The organism is Sulfurimonas sp. ST-25, assembly GCF_048079205.1.
In the GTDB taxonomy this organism is placed as follows: domain Bacteria; phylum Campylobacterota; class Campylobacteria; order Campylobacterales; family Sulfurimonadaceae; genus Thiomicrolovo; species Thiomicrolovo sulfuroxydans.
Genome location: NZ_CP182225.1, coordinates 2,153,283 through 2,171,914 on the forward strand (window position 1 = coordinate 2,153,283; position 18,632 = coordinate 2,171,914).

The 18,632-nt window shown below is 59.4% G+C and carries 19 protein-coding genes; 11 read left to right on the forward strand and 8 right to left on the reverse strand.

Annotation, left to right across the window (positions count from 1 at the left end; translation table 11 throughout):
• The first annotated feature begins 77 nt into the window (after positions 1 to 77).
• Complete coding sequence (locus ACM66T_RS11195) at positions 78 to 632, forward strand: CDP-alcohol phosphatidyltransferase family protein (protein WP_231019094.1); 555 nt, start codon at positions 78 to 80, stop codon at positions 630 to 632.
• Here ACM66T_RS11195 and ACM66T_RS11200 read toward each other — a convergent pair.
• The 5 genes from ACM66T_RS11200 to ACM66T_RS11220 all read right to left on the reverse strand — a co-directional run bounded on the left by ACM66T_RS11200 (position 601) and on the right by ACM66T_RS11220 (position 6,450).
• Positions 601 to 825 (reverse strand): hypothetical protein, encoded by a 225-nt coding sequence (locus ACM66T_RS11200; RefSeq protein WP_231019095.1) that lies wholly within the window; start codon positions 823 to 825, stop codon positions 601 to 603. The two genes, ACM66T_RS11195 and ACM66T_RS11200, sit on opposite strands and share 32 nt — an antisense overlap.
• Positions 822 to 1,808 (reverse strand): sensor histidine kinase, encoded by a 987-nt coding sequence (locus tag ACM66T_RS11205; protein ID WP_231019096.1) that lies wholly within the window; start codon positions 1,806 to 1,808, stop codon positions 822 to 824. Before ACM66T_RS11205 ends, ACM66T_RS11200 begins: the two co-directional genes overlap by 4 nt.
• A complete protein-coding gene (rmuC, locus tag ACM66T_RS11210; protein WP_231021240.1) occupies positions 1,805 to 3,175 on the reverse strand; it encodes a DNA recombination protein RmuC in 1,371 nt (456 codons plus the stop codon). The genes ACM66T_RS11205 and rmuC overlap by 4 nt, the downstream gene beginning before the upstream one ends.
• A gap of 99 nt (positions 3,176 to 3,274) precedes the next feature.
• On the reverse strand, positions 3,275 to 5,698 hold the full coding sequence (gene lon, locus ACM66T_RS11215; RefSeq protein ID WP_231019097.1) for an endopeptidase La: 2,424 nt from the start codon (positions 5,696 to 5,698) through the stop codon (positions 3,275 to 3,277).
• Positions 5,698 to 6,450 carry an outer membrane protein assembly factor BamD gene (locus ACM66T_RS11220; RefSeq protein ID WP_231019098.1) on the reverse strand — a complete coding sequence of 251 codons (753 nt, stop codon included), beginning with the start codon at positions 6,448 to 6,450 and terminating at the stop codon, positions 5,698 to 5,700. The genes lon and ACM66T_RS11220 overlap by 1 nt, the downstream gene beginning before the upstream one ends.
• A 247-nt stretch (positions 6,451 to 6,697) precedes the next feature.
• On the opposite strand from ACM66T_RS11220, the gene ACM66T_RS11225 reads away from it, so the two are divergent.
• The gene (locus ACM66T_RS11225) at positions 6,698 to 8,194 is read left to right on the forward strand and encodes a DEAD/DEAH box helicase (protein WP_416768558.1); all 1,497 of its coding nucleotides are present in this window, start codon (positions 6,698 to 6,700) and stop codon (positions 8,192 to 8,194) included.
• A gap of 3 nt (positions 8,195 to 8,197) precedes the next feature.
• On the opposite strand, the gene ACM66T_RS11230 is transcribed toward ACM66T_RS11225, so the two are convergent.
• Genes ACM66T_RS11230 through gspG form a run of 3 tightly spaced genes read right to left on the reverse strand, consistent with a single transcriptional unit; the run spans position 8,198 to position 10,418 of the window.
• A complete protein-coding gene (locus ACM66T_RS11230; RefSeq protein WP_416768559.1) occupies positions 8,198 to 9,412 on the reverse strand; it encodes a type II secretion system F family protein in 1,215 nt (404 codons plus the stop codon).
• A gap of 9 nt (positions 9,413 to 9,421) precedes the next feature.
• On the reverse strand, positions 9,422 to 9,988 hold the full coding sequence (locus tag ACM66T_RS11235; RefSeq protein ID WP_231019102.1) for a prepilin-type N-terminal cleavage/methylation domain-containing protein: 567 nt from the start codon (positions 9,986 to 9,988) through the stop codon (positions 9,422 to 9,424).
• The gene (gene gspG / locus ACM66T_RS11240; RefSeq protein ID WP_231019103.1) at positions 9,966 to 10,418 is read right to left on the reverse strand and encodes a type II secretion system major pseudopilin GspG; all 453 of its coding nucleotides are present in this window, start codon (positions 10,416 to 10,418) and stop codon (positions 9,966 to 9,968) included. Before gspG ends, ACM66T_RS11235 begins: the two co-directional genes overlap by 23 nt.
• Positions 10,419 to 10,576: 158 nt before the next feature.
• Here gspG and ACM66T_RS11245 point away from each other — a divergent pair, with 158 nt between their 5' ends.
• The 9 genes from ACM66T_RS11245 to ACM66T_RS11285 are packed head-to-tail and all read left to right on the forward strand — an operon-like array spanning position 10,577 to position 18,631.
• Positions 10,577 to 11,479: a hypothetical protein gene (locus ACM66T_RS11245; RefSeq protein ID WP_416768560.1), complete on the forward strand. Its 903-nt coding sequence runs from the start codon at positions 10,577 to 10,579 to the stop codon at positions 11,477 to 11,479.
• Positions 11,463 to 12,419, forward strand: coding sequence for a hypothetical protein (locus tag ACM66T_RS11250; RefSeq protein ID WP_416768561.1), 957 nt, complete (start codon positions 11,463 to 11,465; stop codon positions 12,417 to 12,419). The genes ACM66T_RS11245 and ACM66T_RS11250 overlap by 17 nt, the downstream gene beginning before the upstream one ends.
• Positions 12,412 to 12,819 (forward strand): hypothetical protein, encoded by a 408-nt coding sequence (locus tag ACM66T_RS11255; RefSeq protein ID WP_231019106.1) that lies wholly within the window; start codon positions 12,412 to 12,414, stop codon positions 12,817 to 12,819. Before ACM66T_RS11250 ends, ACM66T_RS11255 begins: the two co-directional genes overlap by 8 nt.
• A complete protein-coding gene (locus ACM66T_RS11260; protein WP_231019107.1) occupies positions 12,816 to 13,346 on the forward strand; it encodes a hypothetical protein in 531 nt (176 codons plus the stop codon). Before ACM66T_RS11255 ends, ACM66T_RS11260 begins: the two co-directional genes overlap by 4 nt.
• Positions 13,330 to 14,139, forward strand: a complete 810-nt coding sequence (locus tag ACM66T_RS11265; protein ID WP_231019108.1) for a PDZ domain-containing protein — start codon at positions 13,330 to 13,332, stop codon at positions 14,137 to 14,139. The genes ACM66T_RS11260 and ACM66T_RS11265 overlap by 17 nt, the downstream gene beginning before the upstream one ends.
• Entirely contained in the window at positions 14,123 to 16,030 is a 1,908-nt protein-coding gene (locus tag ACM66T_RS11270; RefSeq protein ID WP_231019109.1) for a secretin N-terminal domain-containing protein, read from the forward strand. The genes ACM66T_RS11265 and ACM66T_RS11270 overlap by 17 nt, the downstream gene beginning before the upstream one ends.
• Positions 16,031 to 16,032: 2 nt before the next feature.
• Positions 16,033 to 17,547, forward strand: a complete 1,515-nt coding sequence (locus ACM66T_RS11275; RefSeq protein ID WP_231019110.1) for a GspE/PulE family protein — start codon at positions 16,033 to 16,035, stop codon at positions 17,545 to 17,547.
• Positions 17,547 to 18,020 (forward strand): prepilin-type N-terminal cleavage/methylation domain-containing protein, encoded by a 474-nt coding sequence (locus tag ACM66T_RS11280; RefSeq protein ID WP_231019112.1) that lies wholly within the window; start codon positions 17,547 to 17,549, stop codon positions 18,018 to 18,020. The genes ACM66T_RS11275 and ACM66T_RS11280 overlap by 1 nt, the downstream gene beginning before the upstream one ends.
• Positions 18,017 to 18,631, forward strand: a complete 615-nt coding sequence (locus ACM66T_RS11285; RefSeq protein WP_231019113.1) for a type II secretion system protein — start codon at positions 18,017 to 18,019, stop codon at positions 18,629 to 18,631. Before ACM66T_RS11280 ends, ACM66T_RS11285 begins: the two co-directional genes overlap by 4 nt.
• Position 18,632 lies beyond the last annotated feature (1 nt).

Genomic DNA, 18,632 nt, shown 5'->3' on the forward strand with positions numbered 1-18,632 from the left:
TTAGCGCTGCTAATCCATTGGTCGTATTATACCTACCCCACCGCCGATTTTTCCGCTTCGTCTGTTATAATGCCGCCATGAAATTTCTTTACCGCGCCGACAACCATTTCAATCTGGCCAACCTCTTTACGATGGTCAATATCGCCAGTGGACTCCTGGCCGTCTATTTTATCAGCCAGAACAACTTCTTTACCGCAATCATCTTTGCCTGGATCGGCGGGGCCTTTGATATTTTCGACGGTAAAATCGCGCGTAAATATGCCCTCTCGAACGAGTTCGGCATCCAGCTCGACTCCTTCGCCGACTTCCTCTCCTTCGTGCTGGTGCCCGTGTTTTTGATCTTCCAGGCGGTCTACACGGGACTGGACGGCGCACTGCTGCTGCTCTCGGGTGCGGTCAGCATCTACTACGTCGTCAGCGGCCTGCGCCGCCTGATCCAGTTCAACATCAATGCCGAAGAGGGGAGCGTCGAAAAATACTTTACCGGCGTCCCGACCCCGCTCGGCGCCATTTTGCTCTGGCTGGCCTATCTCACCGCCGCCTATGGCTTTACCAACGCCTACATCGTCATGGGAGCGATGGTCGTGATCGGATGGCTGCTCAACTCGACGGTGAAGGTCCCCCACCCGTAATCTCCTGCCGGAACCGGCACTCGCCTACCGTTACCGTCTTTCCCTCTTTCGTCGCTTCCAGCACATAATCGAGGATCCCCTCCGGGTCCGCGCCGCCCATCTCCTCGCTGATAATCCGCAGGGCATCCTCCCGGCGGGTCGGTACCCAGCGCGTCTCTTTGACAAAACAGGTCAGCAGGCGCAGGCTGCTCATGCCTCTTCCTCTGTTTGGTGTTTGCCTATCTTCAGGTAGAAGCAGGCCCCCCGGTCGATATTGTCAAAACTCAGCTCACCGTTGCAGTGCTCCTCGACGATGTTGCGGGCCATGTAAAGCCCAAGACCTGCGGCACGGCTGTCGCCCTTGGTCGAAAAGTAGGGTTCGAAGATACGGTCGGCGACGTCCGCTGCCACCCCGCCGGCATTGTCGCAGAGGCGGATGACGACGAACTGCCCCGTTTCATAGCACTCGATCTCGATGCGCGGCAGTGCGATCCGCCGTTCGACCAGGGCCTCCTTCGCATTATGAAGCAGGCTGATCAATACCCGGATGATCTCGTTCCGGTAAAGAGGGAGGGTCATCGAGCACTCCAGGCGCGTCTCGACCCGGATATCCGTTTCGGCCAATTCGAGCGCCAACAAGGAGAGCGCGCTCTGCACGGCTTCGGAGAGATCCACGGCTTCGCGGACGGTATCGGGGCGGAAGAACTCCTGCCACTCCCCCAGGCTTTCGAGCATCGATGTCGCGATCAGTGCCGCCGCTTCCGCCTGCTCCGCCCGGTCCCCACCTTTTCCCGGGAGCGTGGCGAGCCGCTGCAGCGGCTCTCGCCAGCGGCTTGCGACCAGTCCGACCGTCTCGTCCATGGCATTCGTCAGCGAACGCTGCATGCCCAGGCGGTCGCTGCGGCGCTGCGCTTCCACCGCATCCTCTACCCGGGCATCCACCGCCGCGTTGAACTCCTGCAGCGCGTTGTCGCGGAGGCGCACCTGCTCCTGGTAGCGCAACAGCAGCGTGTACCCCCAGTAGCCGGAAAAAAGAGTGGAGAGGAGGACCGTCAGGGCGACAAAGGCAGTGCCGACGATCAAGATGTCGCGCTGTGGGTCGCTATCATACAGCGTATAGAGAATGCCCTCCGCAATGAAGGCGAAGAGCACAGGGATCGTCGCAATCAGCCAGGGGAGCACTCCGTCGCGTTTCATTCCGTCCCCTCATCCTTGCCCGGCAGTGCTTTTTTCGGACTGAGCCCGAGCTTTTTCATCTGTTCCGCACGGCGGATCAGGTTCCCCTTCCCGCTGGAGAGCTTATTCATCGCCGCCTCCCACTGCCCCTGGGTTCTGCCGAGCTGGTCGCCGATGCGCTCCATGTCCTCGACGAATCCGACGAACTTGTCATACAGCGCTTCCGCCTGCCGCGCGATCTCCGCGGCGTTTTGCTGCTGCTGCTCGGTCCGCCAGATATTCTCGATGGTGCGCAGCGTCGCCAGCAGGGTCGACGGGCTTACGACGATGATGCGGGCATCGTACGCCTTTTTAAAGAGCCCGCTGTCGTTCTGCAGTGCCAGGTGGAACGCCCCTTCGATCGGCATGAAAAGCAGCACGAAATCCAGCGTCCGCATCCCCGGCAGGTTTTCGTACCGTTTTTCGGAGAGCCCTTTGATATGGGCATTGATCGAGACGAGGTGCTGGCGGAGCGCTTTGGCTTTCTGCTCGGGATCGTCGCTGCTCATAAACTGTTCGTAGGCGACGAGGGAGACCTTGGAGTCGATGATGACGCAGCGCTCCTGGGGGAGAAACACGACGACGTCGGGACGGAGCATATTCCCCTTGTCGTCCTTGTAGGTGCCCTGGGTTTCGTACTCGTGGCCCGGCCGCAGGCCCGAGCTCTCCAGTACCCGTTCCAGCACGATCTCCCCCCAGTTCCCCTGGGTCTTCGTCTCCCCTTTGAGGGCGTTGGTCAGATTGAGCGCATCCTCGGCGATGCGTTCATTGAGCACCTTGAGACGCTCGATCTCGCTTTTGAGCAGGTGGCGCTCCTTGCTCTCTTCGACATACTGGGTCTGCGTCTGTTTGGAGAAGGCGTCAATCTGCTCTCGGAAGGGTTTTAGCAGCAGCTGCAGTTGCTGCTGGTTCGCGGCATCGAAGGTCTTCGCCTTCTGTTCGAAGATCCTGTGCGCCAGCCCTTCGAACTGCGCACTGAGCGCCTGTTTCGCCTCATCGAGCAGGCGGAGCTGCTCCGTATGCTGTTTCTGCGCCTCTTCATAGCGGGTCTGCAGCACCGCGAAGTCGCGTTCCAGGCGCTGGTGGGCCTGTCGGGCGTTTTCAAGCTGCAGCGTCCCCGCTTCCACGCCGGCGCGAAGACGCTCCTCCTCTTTCGCGCGCCATGCCAGCGTGTCGTTCAGCCTGATAAGCTCTTGTTCGCGCTGCTGAAGCACCGCCTGCTGCGCTTCGGCGGCCTCCCGCGCCGCCGCCAGGGCCACGCCCCGTCGGCGCAGAAGCAGCAGCATGTACAGCGCAGCCGCCGCCAGCAGCAGGGCAATCAGAAGGGGAACGATCTGGTAAAGGGTCATAGTATCCACAGGCACGCGCTTTTTTAGATTCTGAATTTTGATATTGATTATAGTGAAAAAATGGTTATGAAAGCGTAAATGAGGCAGCCCGGGGAGGGCTTATTCCGGCAGCAGCGTCAGTTTGAGCACCTCTTCGATCCGTTCGACCGGGACGATCGTCACGACTTCCTTGACCTCGTCCGGGATCTCGTCGAGGTCGCGCTCATAGTTCTTTTTCGGGATGAGCGCCGTATGCATGCCCGCCTTGTGCGCGGCGATCAGTTTCTCCTTGAGCCCGCCGATGGGCAGGACGTTGCCGCTGAGCGACACCTCGCCCGTCATCGCGATCCCCGCGCGGACCGGTTTGTTGCTGAGAATGGAGGCGATCGCCGTGCTCATCGCGATCCCCGCGCTCGGCCCGTCTTTGGGCGTTGCGCCGTCGGGAACGTGGATATGGAGGTCGTAGCGCTTGTAGACTTCGCTGGCGTCCAGCGTCGTCTGCTCCTCCTGCTCTTTAAAAGTCCGCGGGATAATGGCGTGGTCCACCTTGACCTTGCCGTTGTCGATCTGGGTCTTGACGACGCTCATCGCGATACGCGCGGACTCCTTCATGACCTCGCCGAGGCTGCCGGTGAGCTGCATCTGCCCCTTGCCCTTGATACGGATCGTCTCGATCTTGAGCACATCCCCGCCGACGGCGGTCCAGGCCAGCCCGTTGACGACACCGACGCGGTTAACGTTGTCGGTCTTCTCGATCTCGAAGACCGTCTTGTCCATGAACTCCTTGAGGTTCTTGACCGTCACCGAGACTTTGCCCAGCGTAGGGTCTTCCAGGATCATCTTCGCCGACTTGCGGGCGATGTCGGCGATGCGGCGGCGCAGGTTGCGCACCCCGGCTTCCCGGGTGTAGCTGTGAATCAGCTCTTTCATCGCCGGCGCGGAGACCGTCACCTCCTGTTTTTTCAGCCCGTGCTTTTTGAGCTCCTGCGGTAGCAGGTAGCGCTTGGCGATCTCGAACTTCTCCTGGGGCGTGTAGCTGCTCACCCCGATAAACTCCATACGGTCGCGCAGCGGGGCCGGGATCCGGCCGACGTCGTTGGCCGTCGCGATGAAGATCACCTGGCTCAGGTCGAGGTCGAAGTTGACGAAATAGTCGCGGAAATGGCTGTTCTGTTCGGGGTCGAGGATCTCGAGCAGCGCCGCCGTCGGGTCTCCGCGGTGGGACATCCCCACCTTGTCGATCTCGTCCAGGACGACGACGGGGTTCATCTTCTTCGCGTCGATAATCCCTTGCACAACCCGGCCCGGCATCGCGCCGATGTAGGTGCGGCGGTGCCCGCGCAGCTCATTGACATCTTCAAGCCCGCCCAGGGCGATCCGGACCAGGGGACGTTTGAGGGCGGTGGCAATGGAGTTCGCCAGGGAGGTTTTCCCGACGCCCGGAGGGCCCGCGAAACAGAGAATGGCGCTGCCACCCTTCTGCGCGCTTTTGCCCCGAAGCTCCATCAGCTCCTTGACGGCGAAGAACTCGGAAATGCGCTTTTTCGGTTTTTCAAGGGAGAAGTGGTCCGCATCGAGCTGGGACTCGACATTCTCGATCTTGAGGGCTTTTTTGGCGAGTTTGCCGAAGGGGATCTCCAGCACCCACTCAAGGTAGCCCTGGATCATCCCCGCGTCGGCGGAGTCGGGGTGCAGGCGCGCATAGCGGTCGAGCTGCTTGGAGATCTCTTTGTAAGCGTCCTCGCCCATATGCTCTTTCATCGCTTCGAGCTGCTTGCGGTACTCGGCGATCTCCTCTTCGCGCTGGTTGTCGACGCCCAGCTCCTGCTGGATCTCTTTGAGCTGCTCTTTAAGGAAGTACTCCTTGTTGATCTGCTCCATCTTTGTATTGACCTTGGTGCGGATCTCGCGCTGCAGCTTGCTCGCTTCGATCTCCTCAATCAGGTAGTCGATGAGCAGCAGCAGGCGCTGTTCCGTATCCGCCTCGACGAACATCTCATAGGCGCGCTGCTTCGGGAGCTTGACCGTGCTGCAGATCAGGTCGGCGATGCGGTTGTACTCCTGGGTCTCCTCGATGGTGCGCAGCAGGTCCGGCGGGAAGAAGTTACTCACCTGCGACAGGGCCCGCACCTTTTCGCGCACGACCTCGAGGATCGCGTCCATCTTGATCTCGTTAACGGGCTTGGGGTCGATCGTATCTACCAGCACCCGCAGCGGGTCTTCGCCCCGCGCCTCCATCGCCTTGCCCCGCGCCAGCCCCTGAAAGAGGACCTTCACCCGGCCATCAGGCAGCGAAACCTTGCGCATAATGGAACCGATCACCCCGGCATCATGAATGCTCTCGAAGGTGCGTTCGCCCTCCTGCCCCTCTTTCGTGGGGCAGACGATGACAAGCGAGTCGTGTTCGATCGCATAGGTCACCGCCGCAATATTCTCATCGTCTTTGAGAAACAACGGCGAGATCATAAACGGGTAGAGGAACAGCCCGTCTTCAAAAATGACCGGCAGTTCGGTCGGGAAACTTGCATAATGGTCCAGTTGCATTACTCTTCCTTCATATCGGTTCGGTTTTCATCGGCTACATCATTGTAGCTGTGGCGGGAGACTACGCTCTGGGTGTCAGGGATGATGAAGGCGTACCAGCTCGCATGGCCGTCGCCTTCGAAGATCCGCCGGTACCACGCCGTCTGCGCCGGGTCCACCTTGTTCCAGTCGATCCACGGCTGGGGTTTTTTCCCGCGGTAGAACGCTGCGGCTTTCGGTTTGTCAAGCCGGTCGTAGAGCTCGGCGATCGATTCGTTCAGGGCCGCTTCGGCGAGGTAAAGCCGCGTGACCATCGTATCGACAACCGGGGCGTACGTCGAACGGGGGTAGAGGCGCAGAAAACGCTCGCCCTCCGCGATCGCCTCGTTGATCAGCCCCTGGTCGCGGCGCGGGTTCGGCAGGGCCATGTATTTGGCCTTGACCTTCATATACTCGGCGTACTCGCGTTCGGCGGGGGTCGCGTAGCGCTTGATGTATTCGGTCAGAAAATGCTCGGCGAGCAGATACTCCTCCGACTGCAGGTGCGCGATCGCCATGATCATCGTCGCCTCGGGCAGCAGCGGAGAGCCGATATGCTCGCTCTGCAGGGAACTGTAGTAGTTGTCCGCCTTGTCGAGGTTACCGTCGGAAACGGCCGCGACCATCTTCTCGTACCAGTACGCGGCCGGTTTGTTGTATTCGTCAAGTTCTTTGGTACAGCCGCCGAAAAGGACCAGCAGCGTTATCAGGGTTGCAATTGTTTGTTTTATCATTCTCTCCCACACGGGTTCCAAAAAGTGAAGCCATTTTAGCAAAAAAAGTTAAAGGGACGCGCCGCCCCGCCCCGGTAACCCCGCGCACACTGCAAAATGCAAAAATTTCGCTATAATTGCATTTAAATTTACCGGGCCCGATCAAACTATCCTTCCTGCTTTTTAAGCCGCTTCAGAAAATGCAACTCAATTTTTGATTCACTTCAGTCGCAACGATGGTTTAGCCGTGTCCGTTTCAAGAGAGAAAATGCAGACACCCCCCATCGAAACACAAGACGATACCGTCGCCGCACCGACGGCCTCCTTTGACGATTTCGGGCTCCGCCCGGAGATCCTCCAGAGCATCCGCTACGCCGGTTTCAAAGTCCCCAGTCCCATTCAGCAGCAGGCAATCCCCCTCGTCCTTGAAGGGCGCGACGTCGTCGGCCAGGCCCACACCGGGACCGGGAAAACCGCCGCGTTCGGCCTGCCGACGCTGAGCCAGATGGCCCTTGACCGCGGCGTCGAGGCGCTGATTATCGTCCCGACCCGCGAACTGGCCAACCAGGTCAGCGACGAGCTCTTCAAATACGGCAAGAAGCTCGGCATTCACACGGTCACCGTCTACGGCGGCAGCTCCTACAACCGCCAGATCGGCCTGATCGAGCGCGGCGCACAGGTCGTGATCGCCACGCCGGGCCGCCTCAAGGACATCCTCGAGCGCAACATGCTTGCTGATTTCGCCCCCTCCACCGTCATCCTTGACGAAGCGGACGAGATGCTCGACATGGGCTTCCTCGACGACATCAACACGATCTTCGATTTCCTGCCGACGGACCGCCAGACCCTGCTCTTCTCGGCCACGATGCCCAAGCCGATCAAAGCCCTCGCCGAGCGCATCCTTGTCAACCCCGCCTTTGTCTCCATCACCCAGGAGGAGACGACGAACAAGGACATCGCCCAGCAGTACTACGTCATCGAGGAGAATGAACGCGACGACGCCATCATCCGCCTGCTCGATGCCGAAGAGCTGGAAAAGACCATCGTCTTCTGCCGCACCAAGCGCGAAGTCGACCGCCTCTCCAATGTTCTCTCCTCCGTCGGCTACAACGCCAAAGGGCTCCACGGCGACATGGAACAGCGGCAGCGCGAGTCCGTAATCAAGGGCCTCAAAGACAATGCAATCGACATTCTCGTTGCGACCGACGTCGCCGCGCGGGGAATCCACATCAACGATGTCAGCCACGTCATCAACTACCACATCCCTTTCGATCCCGAAAGCTATGTCCACCGCATCGGCCGGACGGGGCGTGCGGGACAGAAAGGGGTCGCCATCACCCTGGTCACCCCGCTGGAGTTCAAGGAGCTGCAGCGCATCCGCAAGATCGTCGGTACCCAGATGGCCCACTCCTATATCCCGACAAAACAGCAGGTGCAGTCCAAGCAGATGTCCCGTCTCGTCGACGAGATCGAAAAACAGAAGATCTATGAAGAGGCGACCGAGCTGTTCAACGTGCTCTGCGACGACATGGACCAGACACAGATCGCCTACAAGCTCATCTCCCTTCTGATGAAGAACATGAACGTCAAAGGGCCGCAGAACATCGGTGTCCCCAAGCAGCGTCTGGACAAGATCATGGAAGCAATGGAGCGCAATGACAGAGGCGGACGCCGTGGCGGCAAACCGCGCCGCGGCGGCTACAACAACCGCCGGCGCAATGACGGCGACCGCAACCGTGGCGACCGCAACCGCGGCCGCCGCTAAGGTCTAGCCGATATTCATCGAGAAGATCGGCAGCAGCATCGCCGTGACGATGAAGCCGATCACCCCCCCTACCAGCAGCATCAGCATCGGTTCCAGCAGGGAGAGGAAAAGCCCGATCTTGTCCTTGTTCTCCTCGAAATAGAGCTCGGAGAGGTTCTGCAGGATCGCCGTCACCTCACTCGTCTCCTCCCCCAGCGCGATCGCCTGGGCAAAAGAGGGATCGATCTCAAACCCCTCACGCAGCAGCGCATTGGAAAGCTTTGAACCTTCGACGACCCGGTCCGAAGCGCCGGCGAACTTGCGCTGGAGCACCTGGTTGTGCAGGACGTTTGCCGAGAGGTTGATCGTCTGCGCGAAGGGCACCCCCGAACGGATCAGCACCGACGCGATATAGGAGAAGCGCCCCAGCTCCGAGGTCTGGACGACCTGCCCGAAAAAGGGGAGCTTCAGCTGCAGCAGATGCACGCCGAACCGGAAAGGGCGGTTGTACTTCATCGCCGAGGCGAAGAGCCCGATCAGCGCCACGATCCCCACCACGAGCCCGATCCAGTGGGCGGTGAAGAAATCCCCCGTTGCAATGACGAACTGCGTGACCGGCGGCAGCTCCTGGTCGAGCTGGTCGAAGATCCCGGTGATCTTCGGAACGACGAAGGTGATCATGAACGCTACCATGAAGATCGAGACGACGATGATAAACGACGGATAGGCGAAAGCGCTCTTGATCTGCTTGCTGATGCGGTCCTGCTCTTTGAGGAAGATCGCCATCTCCAGCAGGACCTCCTGCAAGATCCCGCTCTCTTCGGAGACGCGGATGGACTGTTTGTAGAACTCCGGCAGGGCCAGGATGTTTTGCCGCTCCAGCGCCTGGTAGAAGCTTTTTCCCTCGTCAAGCATCGTGATGATGCTGCTGAGGAAGTTCGTCATCTTCTTGTTTTTCGCATACTGGTTCCGGGCGAGTTTCAGGGCGTTGACGATGGAGATGCCCGATTTGATGTAGATGGAGAGGTCGCGGCTGAGGATGGAGAGCTCGTTCGCCCCGGCGACTTTTTTCCGCGAAAAGTTCAGACGGCCGACGGCGGCGCGTTTCTCCGCTTCGAGCTTGGTATAGAAGACCCCCTGGGAGCGGAGGCGCTTTTTCGCCTCCTCCAGGTCGGCGGCTTCAAGGACCCCCTTCGTCTTCTTGCCGTCTTGCAACAGGCCCCGATAGGCAAATACCATTCTTTCCCCTTAAAAGTCGTAGACCCGTTTGTCGTCGGGTATCAGTTCCGTACGGTTGTAAGCCGCCGCCGCGTCGTCGAGCGCCTCGAAACTCCGCGTCGGTTCCCCGTAGGCGTCAAACAGGTAGAAGCGCTCTTCCGATTCGACGATATAGCTCGAGCTGCTGTCGTTCGCCCGGAGCCTGAAGGCGAAGCAGACGTTCACGACATCCGTCTCCCCCCGGCGCACGGGCACGAAGGTGAAGGGCACGAACTGGCCGTACCGGTCTTTGCGGTAGACGGTGGGTTCCTGCTTGAAAAGGGTAATGTCCGCCCCTTCCACCGGCTGGCCGTCGACAAAGACGCTGCACTGCGCACAGGGCTCCGGACAGACGAGCGACACCTCCCCCTGCTCCGTCCGGAAAAGGGCAAGATAGGAGCGCAGCGTCTCCAGCGTGACGGCCCCTTTTCCCGCCGTCGGGGTGCGGCCCGTTGTCAGCTTGTTGATAAAAACGCCGTAGAGGATGGCGATCAGTACGACGACCAGCAGCAGTTCGAAGAGGGTAAACCCCCTCTTACTGCTTGATGCACTCGGCATAGGTGATATCTTTGCTCTCCGCGCTGCCGCCCTCTTTGCGGTCAGCCCCCAGCGAGATCAGGTTGATCCCCTCTTCGCCCGGGACGTAGATGTAGCGGTTCTTCCAGGGATCTTTGGGCAGGACGCCGTCTTGGAAATAGCCGCCCGAGCTGTAGTTGGGGTACTTCTCCGCATCCGGGTTCTTCGCCAGAGCCTCGAGTCCCTCCTCCGCGTCGGGGTAGTTTCCGTTATCGAGCCGGAACATATCCAGGGCGTTCTTGATCCCCTTCATCTGGACGCAGACGAGTTTCTGTTTCGCCTCTTCGCTCTTGCCAATCAGGTTCGGCATGACCAGCGCCGCCAGCAGCCCCAGAATGATGATGACGATCATCAGCTCCATCAACGTAAACGCCCGGCGGGCCGCACCCCGGTAGACTTTTTTGCTCTGCATGCACATCCTTGGAACCCTTCGCAACATACGGTATCACTCCGCCTCACGAAAGATAATTTTTTCGGCGATTATAGTATACTTAAAATAAACAGAGATAAAATGCTGGGCCAAAGCACGAAAAGAGGTATGATTTGCACCGAAAAGGGATAGCGCTGCTGATGACGCTCGCCTTCGTTACCGCCATTGCAGCTCTGATCGCCGTCGGGGGAAGCATCCTGCAGCGGGGGTACAGCCAGACGGAAAACAAAGCGTTCCTTGTACAGAGCAACACCCTTCTTCCGCGTATCTACACCATTCTGAAACAGAATACGGGGGATATCAACGACTCCGACACCCTCGATATCCTCCTGAGCGTGCCCCTCTTCTTCGAGAACAAACGCAACGGCATGATGATGGACATCACCTTCGCTTCCGATGCCGGAAAAGTCAACATCAACCACCTTCTCAAAAGTAACAGCGAGGTTACAGCGGACCCCTATACTCCCCTCCCCCTCGATACTGCGGTAGAGGGGTACCTGGAGCGTATACTAAGCGTTTACAATGTTTCCGATACCATTCTGCTCATTTCCATGGTAGCGGACAGTATTGATATGGACACCAACGAACGTTTCCCGGGCTCGGAACTCAGCCTGAAAGACCCGGATTTCACCCAGGGGCACCTTTATAACATGCCGCACTTCAAACAGGTGCTCGATGCCTACAAAGCGGTGACCTTCGATTTCACCGTCGACGAGATCCCCTGGGAACACCTCATCGGCTTCCGCAACGAGACTATCGATTTCAATCATATCGAGCCCGACACCCTCCACTTCATCGATCCTGCCATCGACCCGGCGACCCTGGCGGAGATGACGACCCAGCGGCTTGAAACCTACGCCTCCCTCGACACCCTCCCCCTCGAACCGGAGACAAGGCAGCTGCTCGAAGATCTCGGCGTCGCCTTTTACGCCCCCAACGTGGTCGGTACCATGAACCTGATGAGCAAAACCCGTCAGACCACCTACAGCTTTACCTACAATCTAGCCAACCAGAAAGTGAGCGAAATTGCAGTTTCCAATTAACTTCTCCCGACCGGAAACGCCCGTAACCACCCTGTTCCTCGACAAGGAGGCACAGCCTGTCGACGTGCAGGGGAAGGTGGACCTGGTCCTCTCCCCGTCACTGTACTGGTTCCGCACCGAGGCGCTACCCGTCAAAACGGTCTTCCAGGCCAAAAAACTCGTCCCCTCCGTCTTTGACGCCATCATCCCCGAGGGCAGCTACAGCTACCATGTGCTCAAACGCGATGAGACCTTCTGGCTCTTTGCCTACAGTGAAGAGCAGATCATCGACGCCGTTACCCGTTCGGGCATCCGTCCCACCGATATCCGGCACATCTACTTTGCCCAGACCGAATGCGTCGCCCTGCAGACCCCCCTGCGTCTGGGCGGAACGCGGATCCTCTCCAGCGTCGACGGCGTCGTCACGGAACTGCCCGCCCGGTACGCCGCCGAGGCCGAGGATGCGCGCCGCTTTTTCGAGACCCATGCACGCAAAGGACCCGCCGTCGGCATCACCCTCTACCACAGCACCCTGCTGGACAAGAAACAGTTCAAGCGCCTCAGCATCGTCGCCGCCGTTTTCGCCCTGCTCTACGGCATCGAATATTTTACGGCCCGCGCGCATCTGGCCAGCGTGCTCGAGGAACAGGAGAAGATCGCGGAGACCTACCGCCTTCCCCAGACCTCTTTTGAGCGCAACGGGCTCATCAGCGCCCTGGAAAAGAAGCAGAAGCGTCAGACCCGGCTGCGGGAGACGGCCAAAGCCCTCTTTGACCTCCCCGCCGATGCGGAGAACCACCTGGAGCGTCTGACTCTAACCCCGCGTAACCTGACGGTCAGCGCCGTTTTCAAAGAACCGGCGAAGGCCGAGGCGTTCAAAAAAGCGCTCATGAACATCGGAACGATCTCCTCGGACAAACGTAAGGGCGACACCCTCTACCTGGAGGTGGCGTATGAATAAGATCAATATCGTCTATGTCTTCGGGGCGGCCCTTTTTCTCGCCCTGCTGATGTTCGTCCAGAGCAGCCGTACGGAGCACGCCGTCCAGAACGCCCTCAAAGAGAATGCCGAAACGGCACGGCTGGGCAAGCAGATCCGCACCGCGCAGCAGCAGTGGGATGACAGCAAGCAGCTCCAGCGCCGCATCGACGCCATCTTGATGCAGGGCGAGTTCAAATCCTTTGTGGACCGGAAAAACAAGAACGGACGCACCTACCAGGTACAGTTCACCCCGCTTCCGGCGCAGACCTTTGACCGCCTGACGACGAAACTCTTCAACACCCCGGTCACGATCTCGAAGATGACCGTCAGCCGGGGGAGCGACCAAAACGTCAGCCTGAGCGTGGAGTTTGCCCTATGAGCCGCGTGAAGATGCCCCTGCTCTATACTGCTGCCTTCGTGCTCTTCCTCCTCGTTTTCCTGCCGAAGACGGCCCTCTACCACGCGGCGGAGGAGCAGATCAAGCCCTTCGGCCTCGCCATCGCCGACGAAACCCCGGTGGACCGCGGGTTCGACTTCCTCCTCAGGGGCGGCAGCCTCTATTTCGAGGATCTGCACGTCGCGGACCTCGAACGGATCACCGTGACCCCATGGCTGCTTTACAATAGTGTCCGTATCGCCCCCTTTGCGTTTAGTCCGGATATGGAGGGGTTCACCCCGGCCGGCGTCGACGGCTTCAGCGTCACCTACTCCGTGCTTGATCCGCTGCATATCCGCCTGGAGGGTTCGGGGGCATTCGGCAGCGTTACCGGCGAGGTGGCCCTGATGGAGCGTAAGGTGACGATGGACCTGATCCCCTCCGCCGCCCTGCTCGCCAAGCGTCCCTTCTGGCTGAAACAGCTGCGGAGCATCGAAGGAGGGGCATACCGCTATGAAACAACGTATTAATCCGCTCTGGGTACGGCGCTTCATCGTTCTGGCCATCCTTGCCGCCGTCGCCAAAGCCCTGATGCTCGTGCTGGCAACGCAGCTTCCCTACGGGGGCGTGGAGCCGACCGTCGCCACGGGGGACAGCCTCAGCTACTCCCGCTACGCGCCCTCGCGTCTCTTCGGGATCGAAGCGCACAAAGCCGCGCCGAAAAGCAGCGGCAAGCAGACCGAGGTTTACCGCCTCGACGCCCTGACGCTCCGGGGGATCTACCTCGAAGCGCATAACGCCTTCATCCTCGTCGAAGAGGGAGTGAAGACCGAACTCTTCTCCATCGGCGACCGTTACAAGCGCTATACCCTCGTCGACATCCTCCCCGCCAAAGCGATCTTTGAAAAAGACGGGCAGCGCTATGCCCTCGCCTTCAAAGAGGAGAACATGGGGCCTGTCGCGACCGCCGCGGTGCCGTCATCATCCGTTGTCACCCAGAACGGCTTCACCTCCATCAAACGCAAGGAAGTGCGCTACTACTCCGAACACTTCGACGCGATCTGGCAAAACATCAAAATCCAGGAGGTCTACCGGAACAAGAAGCTCACCGGCTTCGAGGTCAAATGGATCAAAAAGGATTCGATCTTTGCTAAAATGGGACTACAGGAGCACGACATCATTACCGGCATCAACGGCAAACCCCTCACCTCCGTGGCAGAGGTGCTAAAGCTCTACAAGAACATGGACCAGATCGACAACCTGACCCTGGATATCCAGCGAAACAACACAGAAAGGCAGCTTGACTATGCAATTTACGACTAAACTCCTCACCCTGCTCGTCGCGGGGGCCCTGGCATTCGGCACTGCCGCGGCCGCACGCGAACAGGTCAATCTGAAGCTCCAGGACATCAAGATCGAGGAGCTGATCAAGATGGTCGGCAAAGCCAACGGCAAGAATATCCTGCTGGACAAGCCGATCCCCGGCACCGTCAACTTCGTCTCCTCCACGCCCATCTACAAAGACGAGCTCTTTACGATCCTGCTCTCCGTGCTTAACAGCAAGGGCTTTACGATGGTGCAGGAGGGAAGCTACCTGAAAATCGTCCGCCAGAACGTTGCCGTCAAGGAGAACCTGCCGATCACTGCCCGCAGCGGTTCGGCGCTGATGCAGACGCGCTTTATCTCCGCCAAAAACGAGAACATCGACGTGATCGCGGCAAAGGTCCGCCAGTTCCTCTCCCCGGCCGGAAAACTGCTGACGATCAAAGAGAACAACATGATGATCGTCAGTGACACCCCGGGCAATATCGGCGTGATTGAGACGATCGTCAAGAAGATCGACCGGGATCAGGCCAAAGACGTCCGCGCCGAATTTATCCTGCTCTCCAGTGCCAAAGCGAGCCGCCTGGCCGCCTCCATCACCAAGATCGCCAAAGCGATCATCAACCAAAAAGTCGAGAACAACAAGGTCGAGATCCTCAGCGACGACGCCACCAACGCCATTATTATTCTCGCGACCCAGGAAAACATCGACAAGTTGACCCCGCTCATCAGCCGTCTCGATGAAAAAGACGACTCGACCAATCAGCGCCTGACGATCATCCCTCTCGAGAACAGCGAAGCCAAGAACGTCGTCGCTTCCCTGCAGGCGGTACTGGACAAGAAAAAGTATGCCAAAGAGGCCGACAAGCCGACGGTGAGCGTCTATGACGAACTCAATGCCCTCGTCGTCTCCGGTCTGGATTCCGACATCAACGATATCCGTGCCATGATCAAAGTCCTCGACGTCGAAAAGCCGCAGGTCTTCGTCAAAGCCCGCATCATCGAGATCAACCAGAATATGGCCGACAGTATCGGTGTCAAATACGGTCTCGCGGGCGGGGCCGTCACCGATGCCGGCCTCTTCACCTTCGCCGCCGATCTCGGCGGCGCGGCCATCGCCTTTGACGGCGGCGGGCTGATCAATCTCAGCAGCGCCACCTTCGACTCGGGAATCGCCTTCGGCGCCACGATCGACTTCCTTGCCAGCAACGGCGCGGCGAACACCCTGTCGCAGCCGACCCTGCTCTGTGTCAACAACCAGGAGTCCTCCATCTACGTCGGGCGCACCGAGCCCATCGTCACCTCCACCGCCCAGGCCGCCGACACCACCTCCGTCGCGCGCAACACCTACACCCGCGAAGATATCGGTCTGACCCTCAAGATCAAACCGCGCCTCTCCCAGGGGAACAAGGTGACCCTGATCACGACGGCCAAACTCGAGGACATTCTCAACAGCTCCGTCGCGGGGCTTCCGAGCACGACCAAGCGTGAAGTCGTCACCACCGCCATTGTCGGCAACGGAGAAAGCGTCATTATCGGGGGGCTTATCTACGACAAGAACCGCGACGAAGCGCAGGGGATCCCCTACCTGCGCGACATCCCGCTCATCGGCGGCCTCTTCGACTGGCGATACAGTACCCACGAGAAGATCAACCTCGTCATCGTCCTGACGCCGTTTATCGTCCGCAACAGTGACGAGATGACGAAGATACGCAAACTGCTCCAGGAACTTGACGGTATCCAGGACGAATACGAAAAACTGATTGAGCAGAAACTCGAAGAGCGCAAAGAGGAGCTTGACAAGGATGCCTCCGACAGCAACACGAACGATGCTTCCCAGACATCCGCATCCGACAGCGCCCTCTCCGTCATCACTCCGGTCAAGCGGTAACCATGCTGAACATACCCGAACTCGAAGGTGTCGACCTCAAACCCCACCCGCTTGAGTCCGTCGACCTGAACCTCAGCCTGCGCAGCTACGTGCTCTTCAGCGAGATCGACGGCGAGGTCCATATCGTTCTTGGGCGGGCACACCTCTCCCAATCCTTCGATTTCCTGGCCAAATTCGACCTCGACCTCCCCCTCGTCATCGTCGATGCCGACTCCTTTGACCGCCTCTACAACAAGTTCCTAGAGATCCGGACCGACTCCGAGCTCAGCGGGATTGAACAGGAGCAGGAGGAGATCGAAGAGGAGGAGATGTCGCTTTCGGACTTCCTGCACACCTCTTCGGACCTGCTGACCAGCGAAGAGTCCGCGCCGGTCATCAAGTTCGTCAACGCCCTCTTCTACCAGGCCGTCAAACAGCGCGCCTCGGATATCCACGTCGAGGTGCACGAATACAAGGGCGAAGTGCGTTTCCGCGTCGACGGGGCATTGACCAAGCATGCCGACATCGAGAAACGGGTCGCCAACCTCATCATCAGCCGTATCAAGGTCATCTCCAACCTCGACATCGCCGAAAAACGCATCCCCCAGGACGGCCGTACCCACGTCAAGATCGCGGGAAAGACCCTCGACGTCCGGGTCTCCGTCCTGCCGACCTACTACGGCGAACGGGTCGTAATGCGTATGCTGATGCAGTCCGAGGACATTCCCCATCTCGAGGGGCTCGGCTTCGACCACGCCCTTACCAAGCACCTCGACGAGATGCTCAAACACTCCCACGGCATCATCCTCGTCACGGGACCGACGGGGAGCGGGAAGTCGACGACGCTGCACGCCTTTTTGCAGCAGGTGGCGACTCCCGATATCAACATCATCACCGTCGAAGACCCCGTCGAGTACAAGGCCGACAACATCAACCAGGTCCAGACCAACGCCAAAGCGGGCCTGACGTTCGCCTCGGGGCTGCGCTCCATCCTGCGCCAGGACCCCGATGTCGTCATGGTCGGGGAGATCCGCGACAGCGAAACGGCCGAGATCGCCATCCAGGCCGCTTTGACCGGCCACCTGGTCTTCTCTACCCTGCACACCAACAACGCTACCGCCTCGATCACCCGTCTCGTCGATATGGGCATAGAGCAGTTCCTCATCAGCTCTTCGCTGCTGGGGGTTCTTGCCCAGCGCCTTGTGCGCAAACTCTGCCCCGAGTGCAAACAGCAGACCGTCCTCGCCGACGAGTATGCCGAAGAGCTTGACCTTCCCAAAGGAGCGGTCGTCTTCGAGGAGCAGGGGTGCAAAGCATGCAACTACACCGGGTACGCCGGCCGCCAGGCGATCGGTGAGTTCTTCGAGATGACCGATGAGCTCGTCGCGATGCTCAAGGACCAGATCAACGACCACGACCTCCGGGCCAAGGCGATCGCCCTGGGGATGACGCCCCTCTCCGGCCAGCTCAAAACCCTGCTGCTGAACGGAACGACTTCCCTGCACGAGATCATCCGCGTCGGGGTCAAGGACGCCTGATGCGTCCCGCCTTCACCCTCGTCGAAGTGTTGGCCGCCGTCGCGATCGCAGCGATCGCGGGAGCGGCCCTGCTGAAAATGAACAGTTCCAACCTCTTCTTCCTCGGCCAGCTTGAACAGACCTCCCGCATGACCGAGGATCTCGCCGTCGCATCCCTGCATGCCGACAAACGCTTCCACCGCAGCGACAAGACGCTGTACGACCTGCTGCGCGACAGCTACACCATCGAAAACGACGACCTGCGTGCCTACCTGAAATCCCAGCAGTTCCGCTACACGGAAACCCTGGTCGACACCATCTCATTCGATACCGGGATGCTGACCGAAGGTGCGGAGACGGGCAAGGAGTTCGGTGCCAGGGACATCGAGGCCGCAGGCGCCGTGCCGCCGATCCAATTCGAACTTATCCAGGTGACACTCAGCGCCGAACGCCGGCACGGTTCCATGCTCACCATCAGGCCGATCTCCCAATGAAACGCACCGCCTTTACCCTGATGGAACTGCTGATCTCCGTCGTCCTGATCGCCATGCTGGCACTTTTCCTCTACGGGGCCCTCGGCGGAAGCCGCGCCAGCAATCAGACCATGCAGCGCCACGCCGATGCGGAGGCCAAACGGCTCAAACAGTTTACGCTGCTCTACCGCGACTGCGTCGAGTCCTACGCCTTCGGCGTACTCTCCACCAATGACAAGCACTACCAGGTGCTGCAGTTGCAGACAAAGAACTCCCTCTACGGCATCGCCGCGCCGTATGTGACCTACTTCGTCCATGCGGAGACCCTGCAGCTTGTGCGCCTGGAAGCCGCCTTTCCCATTGCCCTGCCGGTGCCCTACGACGACAAGGAACGCATCCACGTCAACGTCATCGACAGCGATGTGACGGACTTTAATATCTATACAGGGAAGGTGAAAGAGACGCAGGATAGCAATGCCACCACCGCAGCGGGCGACTCTGCGGCTGCCGCCGCGGGTGCAGGGGGTTCTACAGCAACACTGGAAGGGGGAGCCCGCACGATAAAGCCCCACCTGCTCTATCTGAAAACCAAGGGGACGCAGCAACCGCTGCTGATGGAGCTTGCTTTCTAAG